The 21,899-nt window shown below is 64.2% G+C and carries 18 protein-coding genes and 5 tRNA genes; 12 read left to right on the top strand and 11 right to left on the bottom strand.

All coding sequences use genetic code 11. The annotated features are described in order from the left end of the window. Positions 1–189: 189 nt before the first annotated feature. From HOP58_RS08700 to ttcA, 3 genes are all read left to right on the top strand, one after another. Positions 190–2,010 carry a putative nucleotidyltransferase substrate binding domain-containing protein gene (locus HOP58_RS08700; RefSeq protein WP_234260114.1) on the top strand — a complete coding sequence of 607 codons (1,821 nt, stop codon included), beginning with the start codon at positions 190–192 and terminating at the stop codon, positions 2,008–2,010. 36 nt (positions 2,011–2,046) lie between these two features. After that, complete coding sequence (locus tag HOP58_RS08705) at positions 2,047–2,676, top strand: 3'-5' exonuclease (RefSeq protein WP_234252721.1); 630 nt, start codon at positions 2,047–2,049, stop codon at positions 2,674–2,676. A 91-nt stretch (positions 2,677–2,767) separates the two neighbouring features. Next, positions 2,768–3,706, top strand: a complete 939-nt coding sequence (ttcA, locus tag HOP58_RS08710; RefSeq protein ID WP_234260115.1) for a tRNA 2-thiocytidine(32) synthetase TtcA — start codon at positions 2,768–2,770, stop codon at positions 3,704–3,706. Between the two features lie 75 nt (positions 3,707–3,781). On the opposite strand, the gene fnr is transcribed toward ttcA, so the two are convergent. The 11 genes from fnr to ccoN all read right to left on the bottom strand — a co-directional run bounded on the left by fnr (position 3,782) and on the right by ccoN (position 14,928). After that, the gene (fnr, locus tag HOP58_RS08715) at positions 3,782–4,528 is read right to left on the bottom strand and encodes a fumarate/nitrate reduction transcriptional regulator Fnr (RefSeq protein ID WP_234252723.1); all 747 of its coding nucleotides are present in this window, start codon (positions 4,526–4,528) and stop codon (positions 3,782–3,784) included. A 119-nt stretch (positions 4,529–4,647) separates the two neighbouring features. Then, complete coding sequence (gene hemN / locus HOP58_RS08720) at positions 4,648–6,063, bottom strand: oxygen-independent coproporphyrinogen III oxidase (RefSeq protein WP_234260116.1); 1,416 nt, start codon at positions 6,061–6,063, stop codon at positions 4,648–4,650. Between the two features lie 107 nt (positions 6,064–6,170). Then, complete coding sequence (locus tag HOP58_RS08725; RefSeq protein WP_010629684.1) at positions 6,171–6,872, bottom strand: sulfite exporter TauE/SafE family protein; 702 nt, start codon at positions 6,870–6,872, stop codon at positions 6,171–6,173. Continuing rightward, a complete protein-coding gene (ccoS, locus tag HOP58_RS08730) occupies positions 6,872–7,105 on the bottom strand; it encodes a cbb3-type cytochrome oxidase assembly protein CcoS (RefSeq protein ID WP_234252725.1) in 234 nt (77 codons plus the stop codon). The genes HOP58_RS08725 and ccoS overlap by 1 nt, the downstream gene beginning before the upstream one ends. After that, positions 7,102–9,579 carry a heavy metal translocating P-type ATPase gene (locus HOP58_RS08735; protein WP_234260117.1) on the bottom strand — a complete coding sequence of 826 codons (2,478 nt, stop codon included), beginning with the start codon at positions 9,577–9,579 and terminating at the stop codon, positions 7,102–7,104. Before HOP58_RS08735 ends, ccoS begins: the two co-directional genes overlap by 4 nt. 30 nt (positions 9,580–9,609) lie before the next feature. Beyond that, positions 9,610–10,125, bottom strand: coding sequence for a FixH family protein (locus HOP58_RS08740; protein ID WP_234260118.1), 516 nt, complete (start codon positions 10,123–10,125; stop codon positions 9,610–9,612). Next, positions 10,122–11,576, bottom strand: a complete 1,455-nt coding sequence (ccoG, locus tag HOP58_RS08745; protein ID WP_234260119.1) for a cytochrome c oxidase accessory protein CcoG — start codon at positions 11,574–11,576, stop codon at positions 10,122–10,124. The genes HOP58_RS08740 and ccoG overlap by 4 nt, the downstream gene beginning before the upstream one ends. Positions 11,577–11,704: 128 nt before the next feature. After that, on the bottom strand, positions 11,705–12,634 hold the full coding sequence (ccoP, locus tag HOP58_RS08750) for a cytochrome-c oxidase, cbb3-type subunit III (protein WP_010629679.1): 930 nt from the start codon (positions 12,632–12,634) through the stop codon (positions 11,705–11,707). Beyond that, a complete protein-coding gene (locus HOP58_RS08755; protein ID WP_010629678.1) occupies positions 12,631–12,870 on the bottom strand; it encodes a CcoQ/FixQ family Cbb3-type cytochrome c oxidase assembly chaperone in 240 nt (79 codons plus the stop codon). Before HOP58_RS08755 ends, ccoP begins: the two co-directional genes overlap by 4 nt. A 2-nt stretch (positions 12,871–12,872) precedes the next feature. Next, a complete protein-coding gene (gene ccoO / locus HOP58_RS08760) occupies positions 12,873–13,481 on the bottom strand; it encodes a cytochrome-c oxidase, cbb3-type subunit II (RefSeq protein WP_234260120.1) in 609 nt (202 codons plus the stop codon). Positions 13,482–13,503: 22 nt separating this feature from the next. Next, positions 13,504–14,928: a cytochrome-c oxidase, cbb3-type subunit I gene (gene ccoN / locus HOP58_RS08765; RefSeq protein WP_234260121.1), complete on the bottom strand. Its 1,425-nt coding sequence runs from the start codon at positions 14,926–14,928 to the stop codon at positions 13,504–13,506. Between the two features lie 160 nt (positions 14,929–15,088). Between ccoN and HOP58_RS08770 the strand changes: the two genes are divergently transcribed. The 9 genes from HOP58_RS08770 to HOP58_RS08810 all read left to right on the top strand — a co-directional run bounded on the left by HOP58_RS08770 (position 15,089) and on the right by HOP58_RS08810 (position 21,887). Further along, positions 15,089–15,811, top strand: coding sequence for an alpha/beta family hydrolase (locus HOP58_RS08770; RefSeq protein ID WP_010629675.1), 723 nt, complete (start codon positions 15,089–15,091; stop codon positions 15,809–15,811). Positions 15,812–15,959: 148 nt separating this feature from the next. Next, positions 15,960–16,035, top strand: a tRNA-Val gene (locus HOP58_RS08775). A 54-nt stretch (positions 16,036–16,089) separates the two neighbouring features. Then, positions 16,090–16,166 (top strand) — tRNA-Asp (locus tag HOP58_RS08780). 26 nt (positions 16,167–16,192) lie between these two features. Then, positions 16,193–16,269 (top strand) — tRNA-Asp (locus HOP58_RS08785). Positions 16,270–16,309: 40 nt separating this feature from the next. Continuing rightward, a tRNA-Val gene (locus HOP58_RS08790) sits at positions 16,310–16,386 on the top strand. Positions 16,387–16,389: 3 nt separating this feature from the next. After that, positions 16,390–16,466 (top strand) — tRNA-Asp (locus HOP58_RS08795). 188 nt (positions 16,467–16,654) lie between these two features. Next, positions 16,655–18,697 (top strand): NADPH-dependent 2,4-dienoyl-CoA reductase, encoded by a 2,043-nt coding sequence (locus HOP58_RS08800; protein ID WP_267963360.1) that lies wholly within the window; start codon positions 16,655–16,657, stop codon positions 18,695–18,697. Between the two features lie 158 nt (positions 18,698–18,855). After that, entirely contained in the window at positions 18,856–19,473 is a 618-nt protein-coding gene (locus HOP58_RS08805) for a hypothetical protein (protein WP_202949112.1), read from the top strand. A gap of 491 nt (positions 19,474–19,964) precedes the next feature. Beyond that, complete coding sequence (locus tag HOP58_RS08810) at positions 19,965–21,887, top strand: PrkA family serine protein kinase (RefSeq protein ID WP_010629672.1); 1,923 nt, start codon at positions 19,965–19,967, stop codon at positions 21,885–21,887. Positions 21,888–21,899: the final 12 nt, after the last annotated feature.

Consider the following 21,899-nt stretch of genomic DNA (forward strand, 5'->3'; position numbering starts at 1 on the left):
AAGGAAAGCAGCGCTGCTATTGTTGTTGGAAGCGACAGGGACGTGTAGGAAAAAGTCCGGGAGTATCTCGTAAAACGACCGGGCTGCCAGATTTCCCTGCGGGCTCGCTCGGCTGCCGGTGTCGCTGCCCGGCGCTCCCGGTATTCGCGATGAACCGAGGCATGGTGGCCGCACCACGGGGGTAACGAGATGGTCGATGTCGATCTTTCCCAACCACCTTTCTCCTTTCTTGATGAGGAGGGGCGGGAGCGCATCCGTCATGGCATCGACCTGGCCTATTTCGACCGCGACGAGATCATTCTCGAGACCGGCCAGCCGGGAGAGTACGTCTTCCTCATTCACAAGGGGGAAGTGGCGGAGCTGGATACCACCCAGCCCGGCGCGCGTGAGCGCATCGGCCACTACACGGCGGGCGATCTTTTCGGTGCCATCAGCATTCTCAACGGCAAGAGCCGCTATCGTTTTCGCGCCGAGCAGGAGAGTCTCTGCTATCTGCTGCCCAAGGCGCTGTTCCTGCAGCTGTGCGACGACTGCCCGGCCTTTGCCGAATTTTTCCGCCAGACCCTGGCACACAAGGCCCGGCTGCTGACCGAGCAGCGCGCCGAAGGCGGTGTGACCATGGCCGGCTTCATGCTGGCCCGGGTCAGCGAGTGCATGCGCCCGCCGCTGTGCATGTCTGCCGAGACCACCATCGCAGAGGCGGTGTCGAGATTGCATGAGAGCCATGCCGACAGCCTGTTGGTGGAAGGCCCCGGCGGTGCCGGCATGGTGACCAAGACCGATCTGCTCAATGCACTGGTGTTGAAGGGGCTGGAGAAGGAGAGCCCGCTGCAGGCCATTGCCAACTTCGAACTGGTGACGGTGAGTCCCGGCCAGTACCTGTTCGAGGTGCTGGTCATGATGACCCGCTTCAAGGTGGAGCGGGTCGTGGTAGTGGAACAGGAGCGTCCCATCGGCGTGGTCGAGCTCACCGACGTGCTCAGTTATTTTTCCAGCCGCAGCTATGTGGTGAGCCTGCAGGTGGAACAGGCGGACAGTCTCGATGCCCTTTACCGTGCCAGCCGGCGCACCCCCGAGCTGGTCAAGGCGCTGATGGCCCAGGGCGTCAAGCTGCGCTTCGCCATGGGTCTGCTGGCAGCGCTAAACGGACGCATCATGTCCAAGGCGTGGGGCTTTCTCATCGACGAGCGCTATCACCGCGACAGCTGTCTGATGGTGATGGGCAGCGAAGGCCGCGGCGAGCAGATTCTCAAGACCGATCAGGACAACGGCCTGATTCTCGCCGACGGGCTCGAGTGGCCGGATGTTGGTGATCAGATGCAGCGTCTCACCGAGACCTTGATCGAGCTCGGCTACCCGCCTTGCCCCGGCAACATCATGGTCAACAATCCGGAGTGGGTGGGTAGCGTCTCACAGTGGCGCGAACGCATCGCGCGCTGGGCCGAGAAGCGCGATGGCGACAGCTTGATGAAGCTGGCCATCATGCTCGACTCCCACTCGGTGGCCGGCAACCCGGCGCTGCTCGACCGCGTGCGCCAGTCGCTGTTCGAGCAGTGTTCTCGCGATGAGCTGCTGCTCTCCTACTTTGCGCGTACGGCGCTGCGTTTCTCCACCCCGTTGACCCTGTTCGGCTCGCTGAAGAAGCCGCAGCACGGGATCGACATCAAGAAGGGCGGCATCTTTCCTATCGTTCACGGCGTACGCACCATGGCGCTGGAGCGACGCATCCAGCCGACCTCGACGCTCGAGCGGCTCGAGGCCCTGGCCGCGGACGGACGGCTGGAGGCGCGGGTGGCCGAGGATCTCGCCGAGGCGTTATCGCTGTTCACCGAACTGCGCCTGAAACAGCAGCTCGAGCGTCTCGATGGCGAACCCAACGGCAAGAGCCCCGACCGGGTCGTGGTCCAGCAGTTGTCGTCGCTGGAGCGTGACCTGCTGCGTGAGGCATTGCATATCGTCAAGGACTTCAAACAGAGCCTGTCGCAACGCTATCACCTCGAATACACCTGAGGACGTTGCACAGCCGAGGACAACAGGAGGTTTGCCATGTTTCGCGCCCTGCGCCGTGCCAACGACCGCCGCCGTCATGCCGACGGCGAGTACGGCTGGCTCTTCCACCCCTACACCGGGGACGAACTGGTGGCCATCGACTGCGAAACCACCGGCGTCGATACGCGTACCTCCGAGCCTGTCTCCATCGGGGCGGTCAAGGTACGCGGTGACAGAGTGCTCACCAGCGAGTCCCTCGACCTGCGCCTGAAACGCCCGGCCACGCTGACCGGCGACTCCATTCGCGTGCATGGCCTGCGCGGAGTCGATCTCGACGATGGCGAGAGCCTCGATGAGGCCCTGGTGAAATTGCTCGACTTCATCGGCAACCGGCCGCTGTTGGGGTGGCGGCTCGACTTCGACCTGGCTATCCTCAACCGTCAGATTCGCCCCCGCTTCGGCTTCGACCTGCCCAATACCTGTATCGACGTGGCGCAGCTGTATCATCGCCAACTGCGTCGCAGTGTCATGGAGCCCGAGCCTCGCGCCCAGCGTTTCGAGACGGTGGCAGCAGCGCTGGACGTGCCGGTGATGGGGCGCAATACCGCACTCGGCGATGCCGTGACCACGGCGCTGATGTACCTACGCCTGGAGCGGACCGGAATGCCCGAACGACAAGAGGCATGAGCCGCTGAATCGCTGCTGCGGCGTCGCCTTCGGACGGTGTCGATGGTAGGATTGCCACCCATCCTTCACCATGCCCTGGCAGCCCGTGACCATGCAAGACGCCGTGACTTTCGATCCCACCACCGTCGATGACGACACCCGTCAACAGCGCGACGAGGTGAGCGAGGCGAGTTCGCCGCTGGCTGCACTCGACGCCAAGCAGCGCCGCGAGTTCAACAAGCTGCAGAAGCGTCTGCGGCGTCAGGTGGGCAACGCGATCATCGATTACGGCATGATCCACGAAGGCGACCGGGTCATGGTCTGCCTGTCGGGGGGCAAGGACAGCTATACGCTGCTCGAGATTCTGCGCAACCTGCAGCGCAATGCGCCGGTGAACTTCTCGCTGGTGGCGGTGAATCTCGACCAGAAGCAGCCCGGCTTTCCCGAGCACGTGTTGCCCGAGTATCTTGAGGGCACCGGCGTCGAGTACTACATCCTCGAGCGAGATACCTATTCGGTGGTCAAGGAGAAGACGCCGGAGGGCAAGACCACCTGTGCGCTCTGTTCGCGCCTGCGGCGTGGCTCGCTGTATGGCTTCGCCGAGGAAATCGGCGCGACCAAGGTGGCGCTTGGCCATCATCGCGAGGACATCCTCGAGACGCTGTTCCTCAACATGTTCTATGGCGGTAGCCTCAAGGCCATGCCGCCCAAGCTGCTCTCCGACGATGGCAAGAACATCGTCATCCGCCCGCTGGCCTACTGCCGTGAGGCGGACATCGCCGAGTTCGCAAGGCTGATGGAGTTCCCCATCATCCCCTGCAACCTGTGCGGCTCCCAGCCCAACCTGCAACGCCAGGTGGTCAAGGAGATGCTGGCCGAGTGGGAGCGCAAGAACCCCGGGCGCCTCGAGACCATGTTCAAGGCGGTGACCAACGTGGCGCCGTCGCAGCTGGCCGACCGCGAGCTGTTTGACTTCGCAGGGCTCGAGGCCAAGCAGGCCAGGATGCAGGAGCGACGCATCGATGCCCTGAACGTGTCGAACGACGGCTGAGCCGATAGCCCGCCCAAACGCAAACCGCCCGGCCTAGGCCGGGCGGTTTGCGTTTGCTCGCGGATGTCGTGGGGCTCAGTGGTCGTCCTGGGCCTGGGCCACCAGCGCCTCGAGATTGAGAATGTTCACTTCGCGCCCGGACACCTCGACCAGCCCCTGCTGCTGGAAGCGGCCGAGAATGCGGCTTACGGTTTCCACGGCCAGCCCCAGGTAGTTGCCGATATCGGCCCGTGACATGGAGAGGCGGAAGCTGTAGGGCGAGTAGCCACGGCGACGGAAGCGGTCCGACAGGCTGGTGAAGAAGCTGGCCAGGCGCTGGTCGGCGGTCTTGCGCGACAGCAGGCGCATCATCTTGCGGTCGTCGCGCAGCTCCTTGCTCATGCTGCGATAGAGCTGGCCACGCAGCTCCGGCAGCTGTTCGGAGAGATGGTCGAGCCGGTCGAAGGGAATCTCGCATACCGTGGTGGTCTCGAGCGCGATCACGCTGCCGGGATAGGTCTGTTCGTCGATGCCGTCGAGACCGACCAGCTCGCTGGGCAGATAGAAGTTGGTGACCTGATCCTCACCGGAGCCCTCGGTGGTGATCTGCTTGAGACTGCCGGAGCGAACGGCGAAGACGCTGCTGAAGGCGCTGCCCTGACGGAACAGGGATTCCCCCTTCTTCAGTGGAGAGCGACGCCGAATGATGGCATCGAACTGCTCCATGTCCTCGAGTTCCAGAGCGAGAGGCAGGCACAGTGAACTCAGGCTGCAGTTCTGGCAGCGAGTTTCATGCAGCAGTGAACGCCGCTTGCCGAGCGCATTGGCCGCGTTTACCGGCATGCTCCACCTCCTTGATCATTGTCATTAAGGCATTATGGAACATTATTGGTGCAGGTAAAATGCCCCTTGCGACCTTTGGCCGCAACACCTTGCGGAACCTTTAGAAATGATCTTCTGACTTAAACGATTCGGGAGTGCTGAGAGTCGGGCTGCCGTGGCAGCCTGGCATCGAAGGCCATGGCAAGGTGCCGAATCAGCAAGCGGCCCAAGGGGGTGGCAATCAGGCGAGGCCCATCCCAGACGACCAGTCCGTCACGCTGGGGCATCTCGAGGCGAGCCAGAGCGTCCGTCAGATAGCGCGGCGCGTCGATGCCGAAGGTCTCGCTCAGCTCGTCGAAGTCGAGTTCCATGTCGCACATCAGTCGTTCGATGGCGTGCCGCCTGACCCGATCGTCGAAGGAGAGACGAATGCCACGCGCCGTGGGCAGATGACTGGCGTCCAGCGCTTGCTCGTAGGCAGCGAGAGTGACGTGATTCTGCGAATAGACGTCGTCGATGCAGGAGATCGCCGACACGCCAAGCCCGATCAGGTCACACTGCGCATGGCTGGAGTAGCCCTGGAAGTTGCGCTGCAGGGTGCCTTCACGCTGCGCGATGGCAAGACTGTCGCTGGCTCTGGCGAAGTGGTCCATGCCGATGTGCACATAGCCTGCTTCGGTCAGCATGGCGATGGTGATGCGCAGCATGGCCAGTTTTTCCTCGGGCGCGGGCAGGTCCCCTGCGTTGATGTGACGCTGGGCCGCGAAGCGCTCCGGCATGTGGGCATAGTTGAAGATCGATAGCCGTGCCGGGGCCATGGCGATCACCTGCTCCAGCGTGGCGGCAAAGCTGTCGCGGGTCTGCAAGGGCAGGCCGTAGATGAGATCCAGATTGAGCGAACGAAAACCGAGGCGGTCGGCTTCATCGATCAACGCCTCGGTCAGGATGCGTGGCTGGACCCGATTGATGGCCCGTTGCACCCGGGGATCGAGATCCTGCACGCCGAGACTTAGGCGGTTGAAGCCCAGGGCCTGTAGATGGCGCAGGGTGAAGACGTCGGCCTCGCGAGGGTCGATCTCGATGGCATAGTCGCGGTCGCGGGCGTTGGAAAGGCCGAAGCGGGCGTCGAGGCGGTCGATAAGATCGCTCATCTGATCGAGGCTCAGGAAGGTTGGCGTCCCGCCGCCCCAGTGCAGCTGAGCCACTTCCCTCCGCGTATCCACATGCGGCTTGATCAGCACCATCTCGCGGTCCAGGCGAGAGATGTAGGGCTCCGCCACCTTGGTGGTCTTGGTCGCGACCTTGTGACAGCCGCAGTAGTGGCAGGCCTTGCGACAGAACGGGATATGCACGTAGATCGACAGCGGCCTGCCGTCGGCGTTGCTGCGCGCCAGCGCTGCCTGATAGTCCGGCTCGGTGAAGTCCGAGCCGAACGACAGGGCGGTGGGATACGAGGTATAGCGAGGCCCGTGGGTGTCGTAGCGCCGCAGCAGGGCCGCGTCCCAGATGAAGGGATCGGCCATCGTTCGAGTCATGGATGGCGCGGGGACGGACATGAAGGCACTCCCAAGACGAACTGTAGGGACAATGCTAGCCGTACCCTCTCACTGCCGGGTTGAGCTGCGTCAAAATGGCGTGAGAATGGCGTGTCGGAGGAGCTGCTTCAGTGGCCTGGCGCACCCAGCGGCAGCAGCATGGTGAGCTGCCACACGGCAAAGCCGATGATGGTCAGCGCGGCCAGGGCGCGGGTTGCCGGGTGCCGGATCAGGGCGCCCAACTGACGCGCGGCGAAGCCGGTCACCAGCAGCGAGGGCAGGGTGCCGAGACCGAAGGCCGCCATCAGCGAGGCGCCGAACAGCGGATCGGCCGTGGCCAGACTCCAGGCGAGCATGGAATAGACCAGCCCGCACGGCAGCCAGCCCCAGACGGCACCGAGCGCGATGGCCTGTGGTACCTTCACTACGGGCATCAGGCGCTTGCCGAAGGGCTCCAGGTAGCGCCAGAGATGGCGGCCGAGCGCCTCCACCCTGAGCAGACCCTTCCACCAGTTGGCGATGTAGAGCGCCATCAGAATCAGCATGATGGCGGCGAATGCCTGCAGGCCCGCGCGGGCTGCCGGCGTCAGCGCCACCAGGGTGCCGAGCGAGGCGACCAGGGCACCGGCGACCATGTAGCTCAGGATGCGGCCCAGGTTGTAGCCGAGCAGCAACCCCGAGAGCCGGGCGGGGCTGCGCATGCTGGGAGGCACGGCGAAGGTCAGCGCGCTCATGATGCCGCCGCACATGCCGATGCAGTGCGCGCCACCGAGCAGGCCGAAGACGAAGGCCGCCAGCAGTGGCGGCAGTCCGAGTCCCGTCGGGTCCATCAGCGTTTCGCTGGTCCGTTGTCATCCTTTTCGGATGGCTTGCGACGCGCGGCCTGGCGGCGCTTCTCGCGCTCCTCCGCGGTCAGGTCGTTCTCGTCCTCGTCGAAGAGGATGCGGTGGGCGGGGCCTTCCAGGTCCTCGAACTGATCGTTCTTCACCGCCCAGAAGAAGGCCCACACGGCCAGGCCGAGCAGAACCAGCGAGAGTGGAATGAGCAGGTACAGAATGGTCATGCGTTCACCAGTCGTGCTTCGGAAGCCGGCAACGGAGCAGGGCGCAGCCGGAAGCGGTTGAGCCGCAGCGCATTGCCCACCACCACCAGCGAGCTGCCCGACATGCCCAGCGCCGCGACCCAGGGCGGCACGATACCGATGGCGGCCAGCGGCAGCGCCGAGAAGTTGTAGCACACCGACCAGATCATGTTTTGGCGCATGATGCGCCGGGTGGCGCGGGCGATCTCGATGGCTTCGACGATACGCAACAGACGCGGGCTCAGCAACACGGCGTCGGCGCTGGTGCGGGCCAGATCGGTAGCGCCGTTCATGGCGATCGACACGTCGGCGCCGGCCAGCACCGGGACGTCGTTGATACCGTCGCCGATCATGGCGACCTTCTCGCCGGCCGCCTGGCACTCGCGAATGCGCGCCAGCTTGCCCTCCGGACTGGCGCCGGCCTGCCAGGTCTCGATGCCCAGCTGCTCGGCCATGCCGCGCACGGCCTCAGTGGTATCGCCGGAGAGCAGCTCGACCTGGATGCCGCGGGATTTCAGCTCGGCGACGGTTTCCGCCGCGTCTTCACGCAGCCTGTCGCGTAGGGCGAACCAGACGCGGGGCTCGCCCTCTTCGCCGAGCAGCAGCCACTGGCCTTCCCCCGGTGGCGTCAGGGCACGGTCCGGCGCAACGAAGTCGGCGCGTCCCAGGCGCCAACGCTTGCCGTCTATCACGCCCTCGACCCCCTGACCGGTGCGGCTGGCTCTGTCGCTGGCATCCACCGTGGCCTGGCGCCAGGGACGGAAAGCGCGGGCGATGGGGTGCTCCGAATGGGCTTCCAGGGTGGCGGCGACGGTACGTGCCCGCTCGGCTGTGATGCCGTCGAGGGGGCGGGTGTCGATGAGCTGCATTTCGCCGCAGGTGAGGGTGCCGGTCTTGTCGAAGATCACCCGGTCGACCTGGGACAGCGACTCGATGGCGTCGGCACGGGTGATCAGTATGCCTCGACGGCGCAGCTGACCGTGCCCCGCGGTGAGTGCGGTGGGCGTGGCCAGCGCCAGAGCGCAGGGGCAGGTCACCACCAGTACCGAGAGCATCACCCACAGCATGCGGCTGGGGTCGATGAACCACCAAGCGGTGGTCACGCAGACGGTCACCACCAGCAGACGCAGCACGAACAGGTGCGACATGCGGGCGGCGAGCTGGGCCAGGCGCGGGCGGCTGGCGAAAGCGCGGTCGGTTAGGTCGACGATGCTGGCCACCCGCGCGTCCTTGCCGGCGTGGGTCACGCGAATCACCAGCGGGCTCTCGATGTTCTGACTGCCGCCGGTGACGCTGTCGCCGACGCGCCGGACCACTGGCAGGTACTCACCGGTGAGCATCGACTCATCGAGGCTCGACTCGCCCTCTTCGATGAGGCCGTCGGCGGGGACCCCGTGGCCGGGCTTGACGATCACCCGGTCGCCGGCGACGAGCTCGCTGGCCGGCAGGATACGCTCCTCGCCGTTGGCCTCCAGACGCACCGCCGAGAGCGGCAGGGCACCGGCCATGACGTTGCCCGTATGGCCGCTGCGGCGCCGCGCGCGGGCTTCCACATAGCGTCCGAACAGCAGGAAGAAAGTGAACATCGCCACCGAGTCGAAGTACACCTCGCCGGTGTCGGCGATCACCGCATAGCCGCTGGCCAGGTAGGCTCCACCGATGGCGATGGAAACGGGGACGTCCATGCCCAGCACGCGGGTGCGCAGATCGCGCACGGCGTTGCGGAAGAAGGGCATGGCCGAGAAGAACACCACCGGTGTGGCCAGGGCGAACGACAGCCAGTGGAAGAGAGCGTAGAAGTCTGCGCTGATCTCGCCAGGCGCGGCCATGTAGATGGGGATGGAGAACATCATCACCTGGGCCATGCCCACCGCCGCCACGATCAGCCGGCGGATGTTCATGCGCTCCTCGAACTGCAGCCGCTGCTGAGCGGCATCCGGCTCGTAGGGTTGGGCGCTGTAGCCGATGGCGGCCATCTCGGCGAGGATACGCGAGAGCTTGAGGCGTGCCGGGTCCCAGGCCACGCGGACGCGATGGTGGCTCAGATTGACGGCGCTGGAGGTGACACCCTCCAGATCGTTGAGGCGGTGCTCGATCAGCCAGGCGCAGGCGGCACAGGTAATGCCATCCACCGCCAGGGTGGCATACACGCGTTCGCCGTCGTCCTCGGCGTGGACGAACTGGCGCTGCAGGCCCGGGTCGTCGAATACCGCCCAGGTCTCGGCCTTGACCGCCTGGCGCTCGTCGGGACGCTCGGGCAGCTCGGTGCGAAAGCGGTAGTAGCTGCCAAGCCCGCCGTCGACGATGGCGTGGGCCACCGCCTCGCAGCCGGGGCAGCACAGCGGGTGTTCACGTTCATCGAGCACGATCGACCAGGGCGCCCCGGCGGGCACCAGGCTGCCGCAGTGGTAGCAGTTGTCGACGGCGGCTTCGGCCGTGCTGGCTGGGTGGCTCATATCGGCTCTTGGCAAGGCGAGATAAGGCGATCAACCACGCGACGGCAACCCGGGCGTCAGCGCGAACTCCTCGTCGCTGGGGAAGCTGCCTTCACCGACCAGGCGCCATTCGGGCTGCTCCGCGCTGGGGTGCAGCTGCAGATACCAGCGGTAGCGCAGGTTGTCCGGCGCCTGACCCAGATAGCGACCCTCGCGCACGTGCTCCAGCACGATTTCCTGGTCGCGGTCGCCCACGGTGGGGAAGAGCAGCTTCAGGTAGAGTCGCTCGGGGCGCTCTGCACCGTCGAGCTGAACGATGATGTCGCTGGTCATGGGATCGATACGCAGGTTGGCAACCAGGTCGAGCTCCTCGGCACGCTGCTGCTTGGCCAGCACCATGTTGATGGCGCGGCCGTGCTCGTAGTAATCCTCCTGCACCAGGCCGTCGGCGGTGCGAATCGCCATCACGGCCAGGGTCGAGCTGCCGAAGATCGAGGTGAACAGCAGACCGAGCAGGAACCACGGCCAGAACTGCTTGTACCAGGGGGAAGGGGTCGTCATGGTCATCTCCGTGCTTCACCGATGAAGCGGGTATCGCGTTCGAGCGTAATGCGCTCGTCGTCAAGGGATCGAAGGTTGAGCTGAATGGGGTGGCTGGGCAGTGTCAGCACCTCCGGGGCGGCGGTGATCTGTACCGCAAACAGCCGCGTGGTGCCGGCCGCTACCCGTAGCGTCTCGGTGTCGAGCTCCAGTCCGGGTAGACCGCTCACCTCCAGCCGGTAGGTGTGGTCGCGGTCGTCGAGGTTGCGTACCGTCAAGGTATAGACATTGCTGATGCGCCCGTCACGGGTCATCTGGTAGAGCTGGCCACGCTCGCGCTCCACCTCGACATTGAGCGGCATGCGGTCGCCCAGTGCCCACACGAACAGCCCGATCATCACCGTCAGGGCGGCGAAGTAACCCAGCAGGCGGGGACGCAGGATATGGGAGCGCTTGCCTTCCAGAGCGTTCTCGGTGGTATAGCGAATCAGCCCGCGCGGGTAGTTCATGCGGTCCATTACGCTGTCGCAGGCATCGATACAGGCGGCACAGGTAATGCATTCGTATTGCAGCCCCTTGCGGATGTCGATGCCGGTGGGGCAGACCTGCACGCACAGATCGCAGTCGATGCAGTCGCCGTGGCCGGCCGCGCGCGCCTCGGCATGGCTCAGGCTCTTCTTGCGCGAGCCCCTGGGTTCGCCGCGGGATGCGTCGTAGGAAACGATCAGCGTGTCGTTGTCGAACATCACCGACTGGAAGCGGGCATAGGGGCACATGTAAATGCATACCTGTTCGCGCAGCCAGCCGGCGTTGAGGTAGGTGAAGACCAGAAAGAAGCCGACCCAGAAATAGGACCAGCCGTGAGCCTCGAGGATGGGCAGTTCCACCACCAGCTCGCGAATGGGTGTGAAATAGCCGACGAAGGTGACGCCGGTGGCCAGGGCGATGGCCAGCCAGACGACGTGCTTGGCGGTCTTGCGCCACGTCTTGTCGAGGTTCATCGGCTGGTTGTCGAGCTTGATACGCCGGTTGCGCGAACCCTCCAGGCGGTGCTCCACCCAGATGTAGAGAAAGGTCCACACGCTTTGCGGGCAAGTGTAGCCGCACCATACGCGGCCGGCGAATACGGTGATGAAGAACAGGCCGAAGGCGCAGATGATCAGCAGCCACGACAGCAGGATGAACTCCTGCGGGTAGAAGGTGGCGGCGAAGATGTGGAATTCTCGCCCGGGCAGATCGAACCAGATCAGCGGGCGATCGCCCCAGGTGAGCCAGGGCAGGCCGAAGAAAGCCAGCATCAACAGCCAGTTGGCGATACGGCGCACGCGCTGGAACAGCCCCTTGATCTCGCGCACGTAGATATGGCGCCGCTTGGCGTACATCTCCTGTTGTACTGCGGCATGTTGTACCGTGGCATGGGGCGTATGATGCCCCACCGGATCCGGGGTCACGTCACGCGTGGGAATCTTATCGCTCATTTCGGACTCACGACGGGCAACGGCGGCCCGTATGGGGAAGGCAATGAAGTGGCTTCATTGTATCGAGAGCCCGTCACGAGGCGGGGCAGTGCGACGGTGGGTCGCACTGCCCGCCCGGGCGGGGGACGTCAGTCGCGGAAGCGCAGACTATAAACGTAAGCCGCCACCAGATGGACACGCTCTTCGCCGATGTAGGCTTCCTGAGCCGGCATGTGGCCATTGCGGCCATTGCGCAGCGTCTGGCGGATCGAGTCGGCCACGCTCTGACCGGGCGCCTGATAGAGCCAGATGTCGTTGGTCAGGTTGGGCGCGCCCAGGGCCGTGTTGCCGGTGCCTTCCTGGCCATGACAGGCGGCACACACCGAGGCGTAGACCGCAGCACCCTGCTCGGCCTGCTCGGCATCGTGCTCGAGGCCCGAGAGCGACAGCACGTGCTGAGCGACTCGCTCGATGTTGCGCTCGCCCAGGCTCTGGAACGAGGGCATCAGACCGTTACGACCGCGAATCAGGGTGGTCATGATCTGCTCGGGTTCGCCACCGTAGAGCCAATCGTCGTTGGTCAGGTTGGGGAAACCGTAGCCGCCGCGGGCGTTGGCGCCGTGACACACCGCGCAGTTGTTCTGGTAGATGCGCTCGGCGACCTGCATCGCTTCGGCGTCCTGCGCCAGCTCGGGGATCGGAATCTCCTGGTACTGGGCGAAGATCGGCGTGAAGCGCTCCTCGGCGCGGGCCACTTCCTGCTCCCACTGGCCTTCCTGGGTCCAGCCCAGCAGGCCGGTGAAGTTGCCAAGGCCGGGGTAGAGCAGCAGATAGCCCAGGGCGAAGATCACCGTGGCCACGTAGAGCTGGAACCACCAGCGCGGCAGCGGATTGTCGTACTCCTCGATCTCGTCGGCGGCATGACCGGTGGTTTCCACGTTGCCGTCGGCATCCGGCACCTTGTCGGTCTTGCGGTTGGCGTACAGGATCCAGAAAGCGAAGGCGATGGAGCCCAGCGTGATGATGATGATCCAGGCACTCCAGAACTCGGAGAGGGAGTCACCCCAGAAGTTGCTCATGTGTCTTTGTCTCCCCTGTCGTGGCGGGAATCGGCTTCGCTTGCCTGCTCGCGCTTGGAGCGCTGCTGCGAGGCGCTGCTGTCACGGTTGCTTTGTTCGTCGTCCTCGGCGAAGGGCAGGTTGGCCGCCTCGTCGAAATCCGGCTTGCGTCGCCGGGAGTAGGCCCACCAGGTAATGCCAAGGAAGGCGATGATCAGCAGGCCGGTGATGATGCCGCGAAAGGTACCGGTATCCATGATCAGCGCGTGCCCTCGAGCACGGTCCCCAGCTGTTGCAGATAGGCCACCAGCGCGGTGATCTCCTGCTGGCCGCGTACTTCACGCGTGGCGCCTTCGATGTCCTCGTCGGTGTAGGGCACGCCCAGGCGGCGCAGCGCCTCCATCTTGCGCGGCGTATCACGGCCGTCGAGGGTGCGCTCGAACAGCCAGGGATAGGCCGGCATGATCGAGCCGGGCACCACGTCGCGCGGGTTGTACATGTGGGCACGGTGCCAGTCGTCGCTGTAGCGGCCGCCGACGCGAGCCAGATCCGGGCCGGTACGCTTGGAGCCCCACAGGAAGTTGTGCTCGTAGATGAACTCGCCTGCCACGCTGTAATGGCCGTAGCGCTCGGTCTCGGCGCGGAACGGGCGGATCATCTGCGAGTGACAGCCGACGCAGCCCTCACGCCGGTAGATGTCGCGGCCCTCCAGCTCCAGGGCGGACAGCGGGCGCAGCCCGTCCACTGGCTCCGTAGTCTGCTTCTGAAAGAACAGCGGCACGATCTCGGCCAGGCCGCCGAAGCTGATCACCACCAGGATCAACACGGCGAGCAGGCCTACGTTCTTTTCGACAATCTCGTGTTTCATTGGTGTCGGTATCCCCGGTTGCTCAGGCGGTCTGCGGAAGCGGCTGCTGGGCGGCTTCGCTGCGCTTGACGGTCATGAAGACGTTGTAGGCCATGATCAACATGCCCACGACCCAGAACAGGCCGCCGATCAGGCGCACGACGTAGCCGGGACCGCTGGCCTCGACCGACTCCATGAAGGTGTACATCAAGGTGCCGTCGGGGTTGATGGCGCGCCACATCAGGCCCTGCAGGATGCCGTTGACCCACATGGCGGCGATGTAGAGTACGGTGCCGATGGTGGAGAGCCAGAAGTGCACGGCGATCAGACCGACCGAGTACATCTCGGTGCGGCCGAACAGGCGCGGAATCAGGTGATACATGGAGCCGATGGTGATCATCGCCACCCAGCCCAGGGCGCCGGCGTGCACGTGTCCGATGGTCCAGTCGGTGTAGTGGGACAGGGCGTTGACCGTCTTGATGGCCATCATCGGCCCTTCGAAGGTGGACATGCCGTAGAAGGCCAGGGCAACGACCAGGAAGCGCAGGGTCGGATCGGTGCGCAGCTTATGCCAGGCGCCGGAGAGGGTCATCATGCCGTTGATCATGCCGCCCCAGGAGGGCGCCAGCAGGATGATCGACATCACCATGCCCAGCGACTGAGCCCAGTCGGGCAGCGCGGTGTAGTGCAGGTGGTGCGGGCCGGCCCACATGTAGATCATGATCAGAGCCCAGAAGTGCACGATCGACAGGCGATAGGAGTAGATGGGGCGCTCGGCCTGCTTGGGCACGAAGTAGTACATCATGCCGAGGAAGCCGGCGGTCAGGAAGAAGCCCACCGCGTTGTGGCCGTACCACCACTGCACCATGGCGTCGATGGCGCCGGAGTAGAGCGAGATGGAGTACATCATGGTGACCGGGATCGCCGCGTTGTTGACGATGTGCAGCACCGCCACGGTCAGGATGAAGGCGGCGAAGAACCAGTTGGCCACGTAGATGTGGGAGGTGCGCCGCTGCTTGACGGTCATCAGGAAGACGATGGCGTAGCTGACCCAGACCACGGCGATCAGGATGTTGATCGGCCACTCGAGCTCGGCGTACTCCTTGGTGGTGGTGTAGCCCAGCGGCAGCGTGACCACCGCCGACAGAATCACCGCCTGCCAGCCCCAGAAGGTGAAGGCCGCCAGCTTGTCGGAAAACAGCCGCGTCTGGCAGGTACGCTGCACCACGTAATACGAGGTTGCCATCAGGGCGGAGCCACCGAAGGCGAAGATGACGGCGTTGGTGTGCAGCGGGCGCAGACGGCCGAAGCTGGTCCAAGGCAGATCGAGGTTGAGTTGCGGCCATACCAGCTGTGCGGCGAGGATGACACCGAGGAGCATGCCCACGATGCCCCACACCACTGTCATGATCGCGAACTGCCGAACTACCTTGTAGTTGTAGGTCGGGTGCTCTAATGCTGTGCTCATGTCAGGTTCCCATCGAACGCGTGTCGAGAACTCGTGGTGGCGGCTGCCACTCGGCGCTCCCGGTTGGGTGATGCAGGTCAGAAAGCAGAGCGGATTCTAGCGCAGCCGCCTGACAGACTGAAACAAGGATACAGGTGAAACTGGTATAGGAATTTGACGCGTGTCGGACTTTTCGTCGAAAGCTGCGCTGAGCATCGATCCCGCCCGACTGGGCGAATGGGAGCCGAAAGAGCGGCCCGGAAACTGGTTCGTGGAAGGGCTGGGGCCACTCGAAGTGAAGGGCGACGGCAGCAGCGGTTGCCTGCTGATCGCCCATGGTGCGGGGGCTGGCCAGCAGTCGGCCTATATGAGTCATTTGCGTGATGCGCTGGCCCGCGAGGGGGTTCAGACCCTGGCCGTCGAGTTCGCCTACATGCAGCACATGCAGCGAGAAGGCAGGCGAAGGCCGCCTCCTCGTATCGACCGCTTGGTAGAAGAGTTGTCACAGTGGTGCGACATTCTGACACGGCCCCAAGGGGGTAACCTGTGGCTCGGGGGCAAGTCGATGGGTGGGCGCGCGGCCAGTCTGCTGGCAGCGAACGAGGCGGTGACCGGTCTGGTTCTGTGCGGCTATCCCTTTCATCCACCCGGCAAGCCTGAGCGTTTACGGCTGTCGCACTGGCCGTCGATCGAGTGTCCCACCCTGGTGGTGCAGGGCAGTCGCGATCCGTTTGGCACTCGGGAGGAAGTCGCGGGCTACGAACTGCCGGAGCATGTGCGAGTGCATTGGCTCGCCGATGGCGACCATGACTGGAAGCCACGACGCTCATCGGGCCGCGATCAGGCGGAGTTGATCGAAGAGGGGGCGGCCGTGATCGCCGCTTTCATGGGCTCCCATCGATAGACGCGGTGATCAAGTTCAAGGCTGGTGCGGCCTGTGGCCGGTTTCGCCGTGGAATGCGTGTTCGTGGCCACTCTCGAACTCGTCGCTGAAGTCGCAAAGGCGTTGACAAGGAAAAGGAACTCTGTAGAATTCAGCGCCACGTGACCAGGGGTGGTTAGCTCAGCTGGGAGAGCACCAGCCTTACAAGCTGGGGGTCACAGGTTCGAACCCTGTACCACCCACCATCGCGTCCGAACAGAGGCGATGGCAAGAACCTGGGCACGTAGGAAGCAAGCAGCGGACCGGTAGTTCAGTCGGTTAGAATGCCGGCCTGTCACGCCGGAGGTCGCGGGTTCGAGTCCCGTCCGGTCCGCCATCGTTTCCAAGCAGTTCATCAGCTGTGGACCGGTAGTTCAGTCGGTTAGAATGCCGGCCTGTCACGCCGGAGGTCGCGGGTTCGAGTCCCGTCCGGTCCGCCACGATGTCTGTTCTGCAGTTTTCGCTAGTTGCGATATGCGTGGGTGATTAGCTCAGTTGGTTAGAGCACCAGCCTCACATGCTGGGGGTCACTGGTTCGAGTCCGGTATCACCCACCACGCGGACCGGTAGTTCAGTCGGTTAGAATGCCGGCCTGTCACGCCGGAGGTCGCGGGTTCGAGTCCCGTCCGGTCCGCCATTCGATTTCAGGCCCCGAGCCCACGGCTCGGGGCCTTTTCGTATCGACTATACTCCCTCCGCCGGCCCGCGCAGGCCTTCGTGCGCTGCGGATTTCGCCTGCAGCGTGTCAGGCTCGCTTCGCCCTTCGGCGTATGTACCGCTTTTTCTTTTGCGCCTGTCGTCCAGCTATCATACAGTTGTTTGAAATTGACCGTGACTCGACCCAAGGAGGAGTTCGGCGTGCGCTATCCTCATCTTTTTCGTCCGCTCGAGGTGGGCCATCTGACACTGCCCAACCGCGTGCTGATGGGCTCCATGCATACCAACCTGGAAGAGGCGCCGAACGGCTTCGCCCGCCTGGCAGCGTTCTATGCCGAACGCGCCCGTGCCGGCGTCGGCTTGATCGTCACCGGCGGCATCGCGCCCAACCCCGAAGGGGCGGTATTCCAGGGGGCAGCCACACTGGAGCGCGCCGAGCAGGTGGCCGATCATCGCGGCGTGATCGAGGCCGTGCACGCCGAGGGCGGGCGCATCTGTATGCAAATTCTGCATGCCGGACGCTACGCCTACTCTCCCGAGCTGGTCGCGCCTTCGCCGCTCCAGGCACCGATCAACCCCTTCACGCCGCGCGAACTGACCGATGACGAAGTCGAGCGTCAGATCGAGGCCTACGTGCGCTGCGCCTCGCTGGCACGGGAGGCCGGTTATGACGGTGTCGAGGTGATGGGCTCCGAGGGTTATCTGATCAACCAGTTTTTGTGCCTGCGCACCAACCAACGTGACGACCGCTGGGGCGGGGCATTCGACAACCGCATGCGTTTCGCCGTCGAGATCGTGTCGCGCATTCGCCAGGCGGTGGGCGACGACTTCCTGATCATCTTCCGCCTGTCGATGATCGACCTGGTGGAAGAGGGCAGCACCTGGGAAGAGGTAGTGACCCTGGGGCGAGCCATCGAGACTGCCGGCGCCAGCCTGATCAATACCGGCATCGGCTGGCACGAGGCGCGCGTGCCCACCATCGTCACCAGCGTGCCGCGGGCGGCCTTCACCGAGGTCACCCGGCGCATGAAGGCCGAGCTCTCCATACCGCTGATCACCACCAACCGCATCAACATGCCCGAGGTGGCCGAGCGCGTGCTGGCCGATGGTCATGCCGACATGGTCTCCATGGCACGCCCCTTCCTCGCCGACCCGGCCTGGGTCGCCAAGGCGGCCGAAGGGCGCGACGACGAGATCAATACCTGTATCGCCTGCAACCAGGCGTGCCTGGATCATACCTTCCAGGGCAAGCTCACCACCTGCCTGGTCAATCCCCAGGCCTGCCACGAGACCGAGCTCGTCATCGAGACGGCCGAGACACCGCGCGACGTTGCCGTGGTCGGCGGCGGTCCGGCGGGGCTGGCGGCGGCACTCACTGCGGCCCGCCGCGGCCACAGCGTGGTGCTGTTCGAGCGCACCGGGGAGCTGGGCGGTCAGTTCAACCTGGCGCGCAGGATTCCCGGCAAAGAGGAGTTCGACGAGACGCTGCGCTACTTCAAGGTCATGCTCGACAAGCTGGGCGTCACGGTGAAGCTCGGCGTCGAGGCCGACGTGCAGACGCTGCGCGATTTCGACGCGGTGATTCTGGCCAGCGGGGTGCGCCCGCGGCGGCTCGAGCTGCCGGGCATCGACCATCCCAAGGTGATGAGCTATCCCATGGCGATCCAGCACCCGGAACGGGTCGGGCGGCGGGTGGCGATCATCGGTGCCGGCGGCATCGGCTTCGACGTGGCCGAGCTACTGACCCACGTAGGGCATCCCTCGCTGGATCGTGACGCCTGGTGCGCTGAGTGGGGCGTCGACCTCGGTGTCGCCCAACGCGGCGGCCTGCGCCCGCCCGAACGTCCCGAGACGCCGCGTCAGGTCTTTCTGCTGCAGCGCAAGGCCTCCAAGCCCGGCAAGGGACTGGGCAAGTCCACCGGCTGGGTGCACCGCATGTCGCTGCGCCACCGCAACGTGGAGACGCTGGCGGGCTGCGAATACATGGGCATCGACGACGACGGCCTGCATATCCGCCTGGGCGGGGAGCCGCGCCTGCTCGAGGTCGACAGCGTGGTGATCTGCGCCGGTCAGGATCCGGTGCGTGAGCTCCTCGAGCCGCTCAAGGAGGCTGGCGTGGCGGTGCATCTGATCGGTGGCGCCGACGAGGCTGCCGAGCTCGACGCCAAGCGTGCCATCGATCAGGGCACCCGTGTGGCGGCGGGGCTGTAGCAAGTGGGCCGGAGCGCCACGACTACTCCGGCGTGGCGCCGTGACGATAGCATTGTAAAAGCGGGTTACACTGGTCGAGGTGCATCTTCGAACTGTGTCACCCGCCTGGTTCTTTGAAGCGCGAGAAAAACAACAACCGGAGAGAATCGATGCGAGCCATGAGGAAACCTGTTGGAACGGCGTTGCTGGGTCTGGCCCTGGCGCTCCCTGTTACCGCTTCCGCCCAGGCCGATGAGGTCGTCGAGCAGATCGAGCTGGGTCTCGAACTCTATCAGGAAGGAGAATATGGTGCGGCGCTGACCGAGCTTGAGTTCGCCATCAATGACATTCGCAAGCTGATGTCGGGGCGCCTTGCCAATACTTTTCCCGAGGCGCCTGCCGGCTGGAGTGCCGAGGAGGTGGAGTCCGGAGGCGGTGGGGCGGCAGCCCTGATGGGCGGCGGCGCCATGCTGCAAAGAAACTACCGAGAAGAGGGCGGCGATGGCCGTCTGGAGGCGTCGATGATGGTCGACAACCCCATGGTCCAAGGCATGGCCGCGCTCTTCAACAATCCAGCCATGATAGCCTCGCAGCCCAACATGGAGCGGGTACGCATGGGGCGTGAGTCGGCTATCGTCAAGTGGGAAGCCGAGCGTGGGCGGGTCGAGGCTACCATGCTGCTCGATGGGCGCATCCTGCTGCAGGTGGAGGGACAGGGCCTCGACTCTCCCGATCTGGCTGTTGAGCTTCTCCGGGACTGGGACTTGGCCGAGGTACGCGAGCAAGCTACTCGCTGAATCGCGGCAGCGGGTGATGGTGACGTCATCCGGCGCAGGGCCTGCGTTTATTGCCTGACGAGTCTATACGTCTACACTAATAGACCCACATCTCCATTAGCTGCCAGTCGTGCTCCCTGTTGCACCGACTGGCAGCCTGCTTTGCCAGTATCGCCTGTCTTCGTGCTTCAACCTTCTTCCTGCGGCCTGCTCGTGGTGCCCCTGTACCATGGGCGGCCCGCGCCTGGCGCCTCTTTGCCCATCGGCCGGCATGACCTTTTCCATGCGTGGATGGGTGACGCTACGGGCAATCGTCAGCTGCGTCCTAATAGCGTTTACGCATCTTTCGATCCATCATCGAACCCTTGGCATGCCCTGCGTTCTCATGGTTATCCTACCCTTGCGTTGATTATTTGCCGCCCACTGCGCCCCGAAGTGACTAGGCTGATGAGTAACCCGCGGCGGCCATCCGGTTCGATGGCCAGGGGGGGTAAGGCAAACAGGAGGCTTCGATGAGCATCTTCGACCATGTGCAGAACCGCTTCTCTCGTGTCCAGCAGGAGGAAATGACCCTGCAGGAATATTTGGAGCTGTGTCGTGAGGACCCCATGGCCTACGCCAGCGCCGCCGAGCGGATGCTGAAGGCCATTGGCGAACCCGAGGTGATCGACACCGCCAAGGATGCGCGGCTCTCCCGAATCTTTTCCAACAAGGTGATCCGCCGCTACCCGGCCTTTTCCGAGTTCTACGGCATGGAAGAGGCGATCGAGCAGATCGTGGCTTACTTCCGCCATGCCGCCCAGGGGCTCGAGGAGCGCAAGCAGATCCTCTATCTGCTCGGTCCGGTGGGTGGCGGCAAGTCGTCGCTGGCGGAGCGGCTCAAGCTGCTGATGGAGCATATTCCGTTCTATGCCATCAAGGGCTCGCCGGTCTACGAATCGCCGCTAGGGCTGTTCTCGCCCGAGGAGGACGGCGAACTGCTGGAGAAGGAGTACGGCATCCCGCGGCGCTACGTGAAGAGTGTGATGTCGCCCTGGGCGGCCAAGCGCCTCAAGGAGTACGGCGGCGATATTTCCCAATTCAAGGTGGTGCGTCTGTACCCCTCGCGGCTCAATCAGATCGCCATCTCCAAGACCGAGCCGGGCGACGAGAACAACCAGGACATCTCCTCGCTGGTGGGTAAGGTCGACATCCGCCAGCTCGAACTCTACTCCCAGGACGACCCGGACGCTTACAGTTTCTCCGGTGGCCTGTGCAAGGCCAACCAGGGCCTGATGGAGTTCATCGAGATGTTCAAGGCGCCGATCAAGGTGCTGCATCCGCTGCTGACGGCGACTCAGGAGGGCAACTACAACCCCACCGAGGGCATGGGGGCCATCCCCTTCGAAGGCATCGTTCTGGCTCACTCCAACGAGAGCGAGTGGCAGGCGTTTCGCAACAACCGCAACAACGAGGCCTTCCTCGACCGTGTCTACATCGTCAAGGTGCCGTACTGCCTGCGGGTGACCGAAGAGATCAACATCTACAAGAAGCTGCTCGAGCACTCCTCGCTCGATCAGGCCCCCTGCGCCCCCGATACCCTGCGCATGCTGGCGCAGTTCTCGGTGCTCTCGCGGCTCAAGGAGCCGGAGAACTCCAGTATCTACTCCAAGATGCGGGTCTACGACGGCGAGAACCTCAAGGACACCGATCCCAAGGCCAAGTCGATCCAGGAGTATCGCGACGCCGCAGGGGTCGACGAGGGTATGGATGGGCTCTCCACCCGCTTCGCCTTCAAGATCCTGTCGAAGGTGTTCAACTTCGACAACCACGAGATCGCCGCCAACCCGGTGCACCTGCTCTACGTACTAGAGCAGCGCCTCGAACAGGAGCATCTGCCCAAGGAGACCTTCGAGCGCTACCTGCGCTACATCAAGGAGTTCCTGGCACCGCGCTATGTCGACTTCATCGGCAAGGAGATCCAGACCGCCTATCTCGAGTCCTACTCCGAGTACGGCCAGAACATCTTCGACCGCTACGTCACCTACGCCGACTTCTGGATTCAGGACCAGGAGTACCGCGACCCCGAGACCGGCGAGCTGTTCAACCGTCAGTCGCTCAACGAGGAGCTGGAGAAGATCGAGAAGCCGGCCGGCATCTCCAATCCCAAGGACTTCCGTCACGAGGTGGTCAACTTCGTGCTGCGGGCGCGTGCGCAGAACAACGGCATGAACCCCAGTTGGCAGTCCTACGAGAAGCTGCGCGGCGTGATCGAGCACAAGATGTTCGCCAACACCGAGGAGCTGCTGCCGGTGATCTCCTTCAACGCCAAGGCATCCACCGCGGATCAGAAGAAACACGAAGACTTCGTGGCGCGCATGAAGGAGCGTGGCTATACCGAGAAGCAGGTACGGCTGCTCTCGGAGTGGTACCTGCGGGTGCGTAAATCGCAATAAGCGGCGCGAGCC

This window comes from Halomonas sp. MCCC 1A11062 (assembly GCF_021404355.1).
In the GTDB taxonomy this organism is placed as follows: domain Bacteria; phylum Pseudomonadota; class Gammaproteobacteria; order Pseudomonadales; family Halomonadaceae; genus Halomonas; species Halomonas aerodenitrificans.

Excerpts from the sequence above, each read along its gene's own strand:
- HOP58_RS08810 (WP_010629672.1), top strand. The coding sequence starts at position 19,965 with ATGAGCATCTTCGACCATGTGCAGAACCGCTTCTCTCGTGTCCAGCAG.
- HOP58_RS08725 (WP_010629684.1), bottom strand. The coding sequence starts at position 6,872 with ATGGACCCGACGGGACTCGGACTGCCGCCACTGCTGGCGGCCTTCGTC.
- ccoS (WP_234252725.1), bottom strand. The coding sequence starts at position 7,105 with ATGACCATTCTGTACCTGCTCATTCCACTCTCGCTGGTTCTGCTCGGC.
- ccoP (WP_010629679.1), bottom strand. The coding sequence starts at position 12,634 with ATGAGCAACTTCTGGGGTGACTCCCTCTCCGAGTTCTGGAGTGCCTGG.
- HOP58_RS08740 (WP_234260118.1), bottom strand. The coding sequence starts at position 10,125 with ATGACCATGACGACCCCTTCCCCCTGGTACAAGCAGTTCTGGCCGTGG.
- HOP58_RS08705 (WP_234252721.1), top strand. The coding sequence starts at position 2,047 with ATGTTTCGCGCCCTGCGCCGTGCCAACGACCGCCGCCGTCATGCCGAC.
- HOP58_RS08805 (WP_202949112.1), top strand. The coding sequence starts at position 18,856 with ATGAGGAAACCTGTTGGAACGGCGTTGCTGGGTCTGGCCCTGGCGCTC.
- ccoO (WP_234260120.1), bottom strand. The coding sequence starts at position 13,481 with ATGAAACACGAGATTGTCGAAAAGAACGTAGGCCTGCTCGCCGTGTTG.
- ttcA (WP_234260115.1), top strand. The coding sequence starts at position 2,768 with ATGCAAGACGCCGTGACTTTCGATCCCACCACCGTCGATGACGACACC.
- HOP58_RS08735 (WP_234260117.1), bottom strand. The coding sequence starts at position 9,579 with ATGAGCCACCCAGCCAGCACGGCCGAAGCCGCCGTCGACAACTGCTAC.
- HOP58_RS08755 (WP_010629678.1), bottom strand. The coding sequence starts at position 12,870 with ATGGATACCGGTACCTTTCGCGGCATCATCACCGGCCTGCTGATCATC.
- ccoG (WP_234260119.1), bottom strand. The coding sequence starts at position 11,576 with ATGAGCGATAAGATTCCCACGCGTGACGTGACCCCGGATCCGGTGGGG.
- HOP58_RS08700 (WP_234260114.1), top strand. The coding sequence starts at position 190 with ATGGTCGATGTCGATCTTTCCCAACCACCTTTCTCCTTTCTTGATGAG.
- hemN (WP_234260116.1), bottom strand. The coding sequence starts at position 6,063 with ATGTCCGTCCCCGCGCCATCCATGACTCGAACGATGGCCGATCCCTTC.
- fnr (WP_234252723.1), bottom strand. The coding sequence starts at position 4,528 with ATGCCGGTAAACGCGGCCAATGCGCTCGGCAAGCGGCGTTCACTGCTG.
- ccoN (WP_234260121.1), bottom strand. The coding sequence starts at position 14,928 with ATGAGCACAGCATTAGAGCACCCGACCTACAACTACAAGGTAGTTCGG.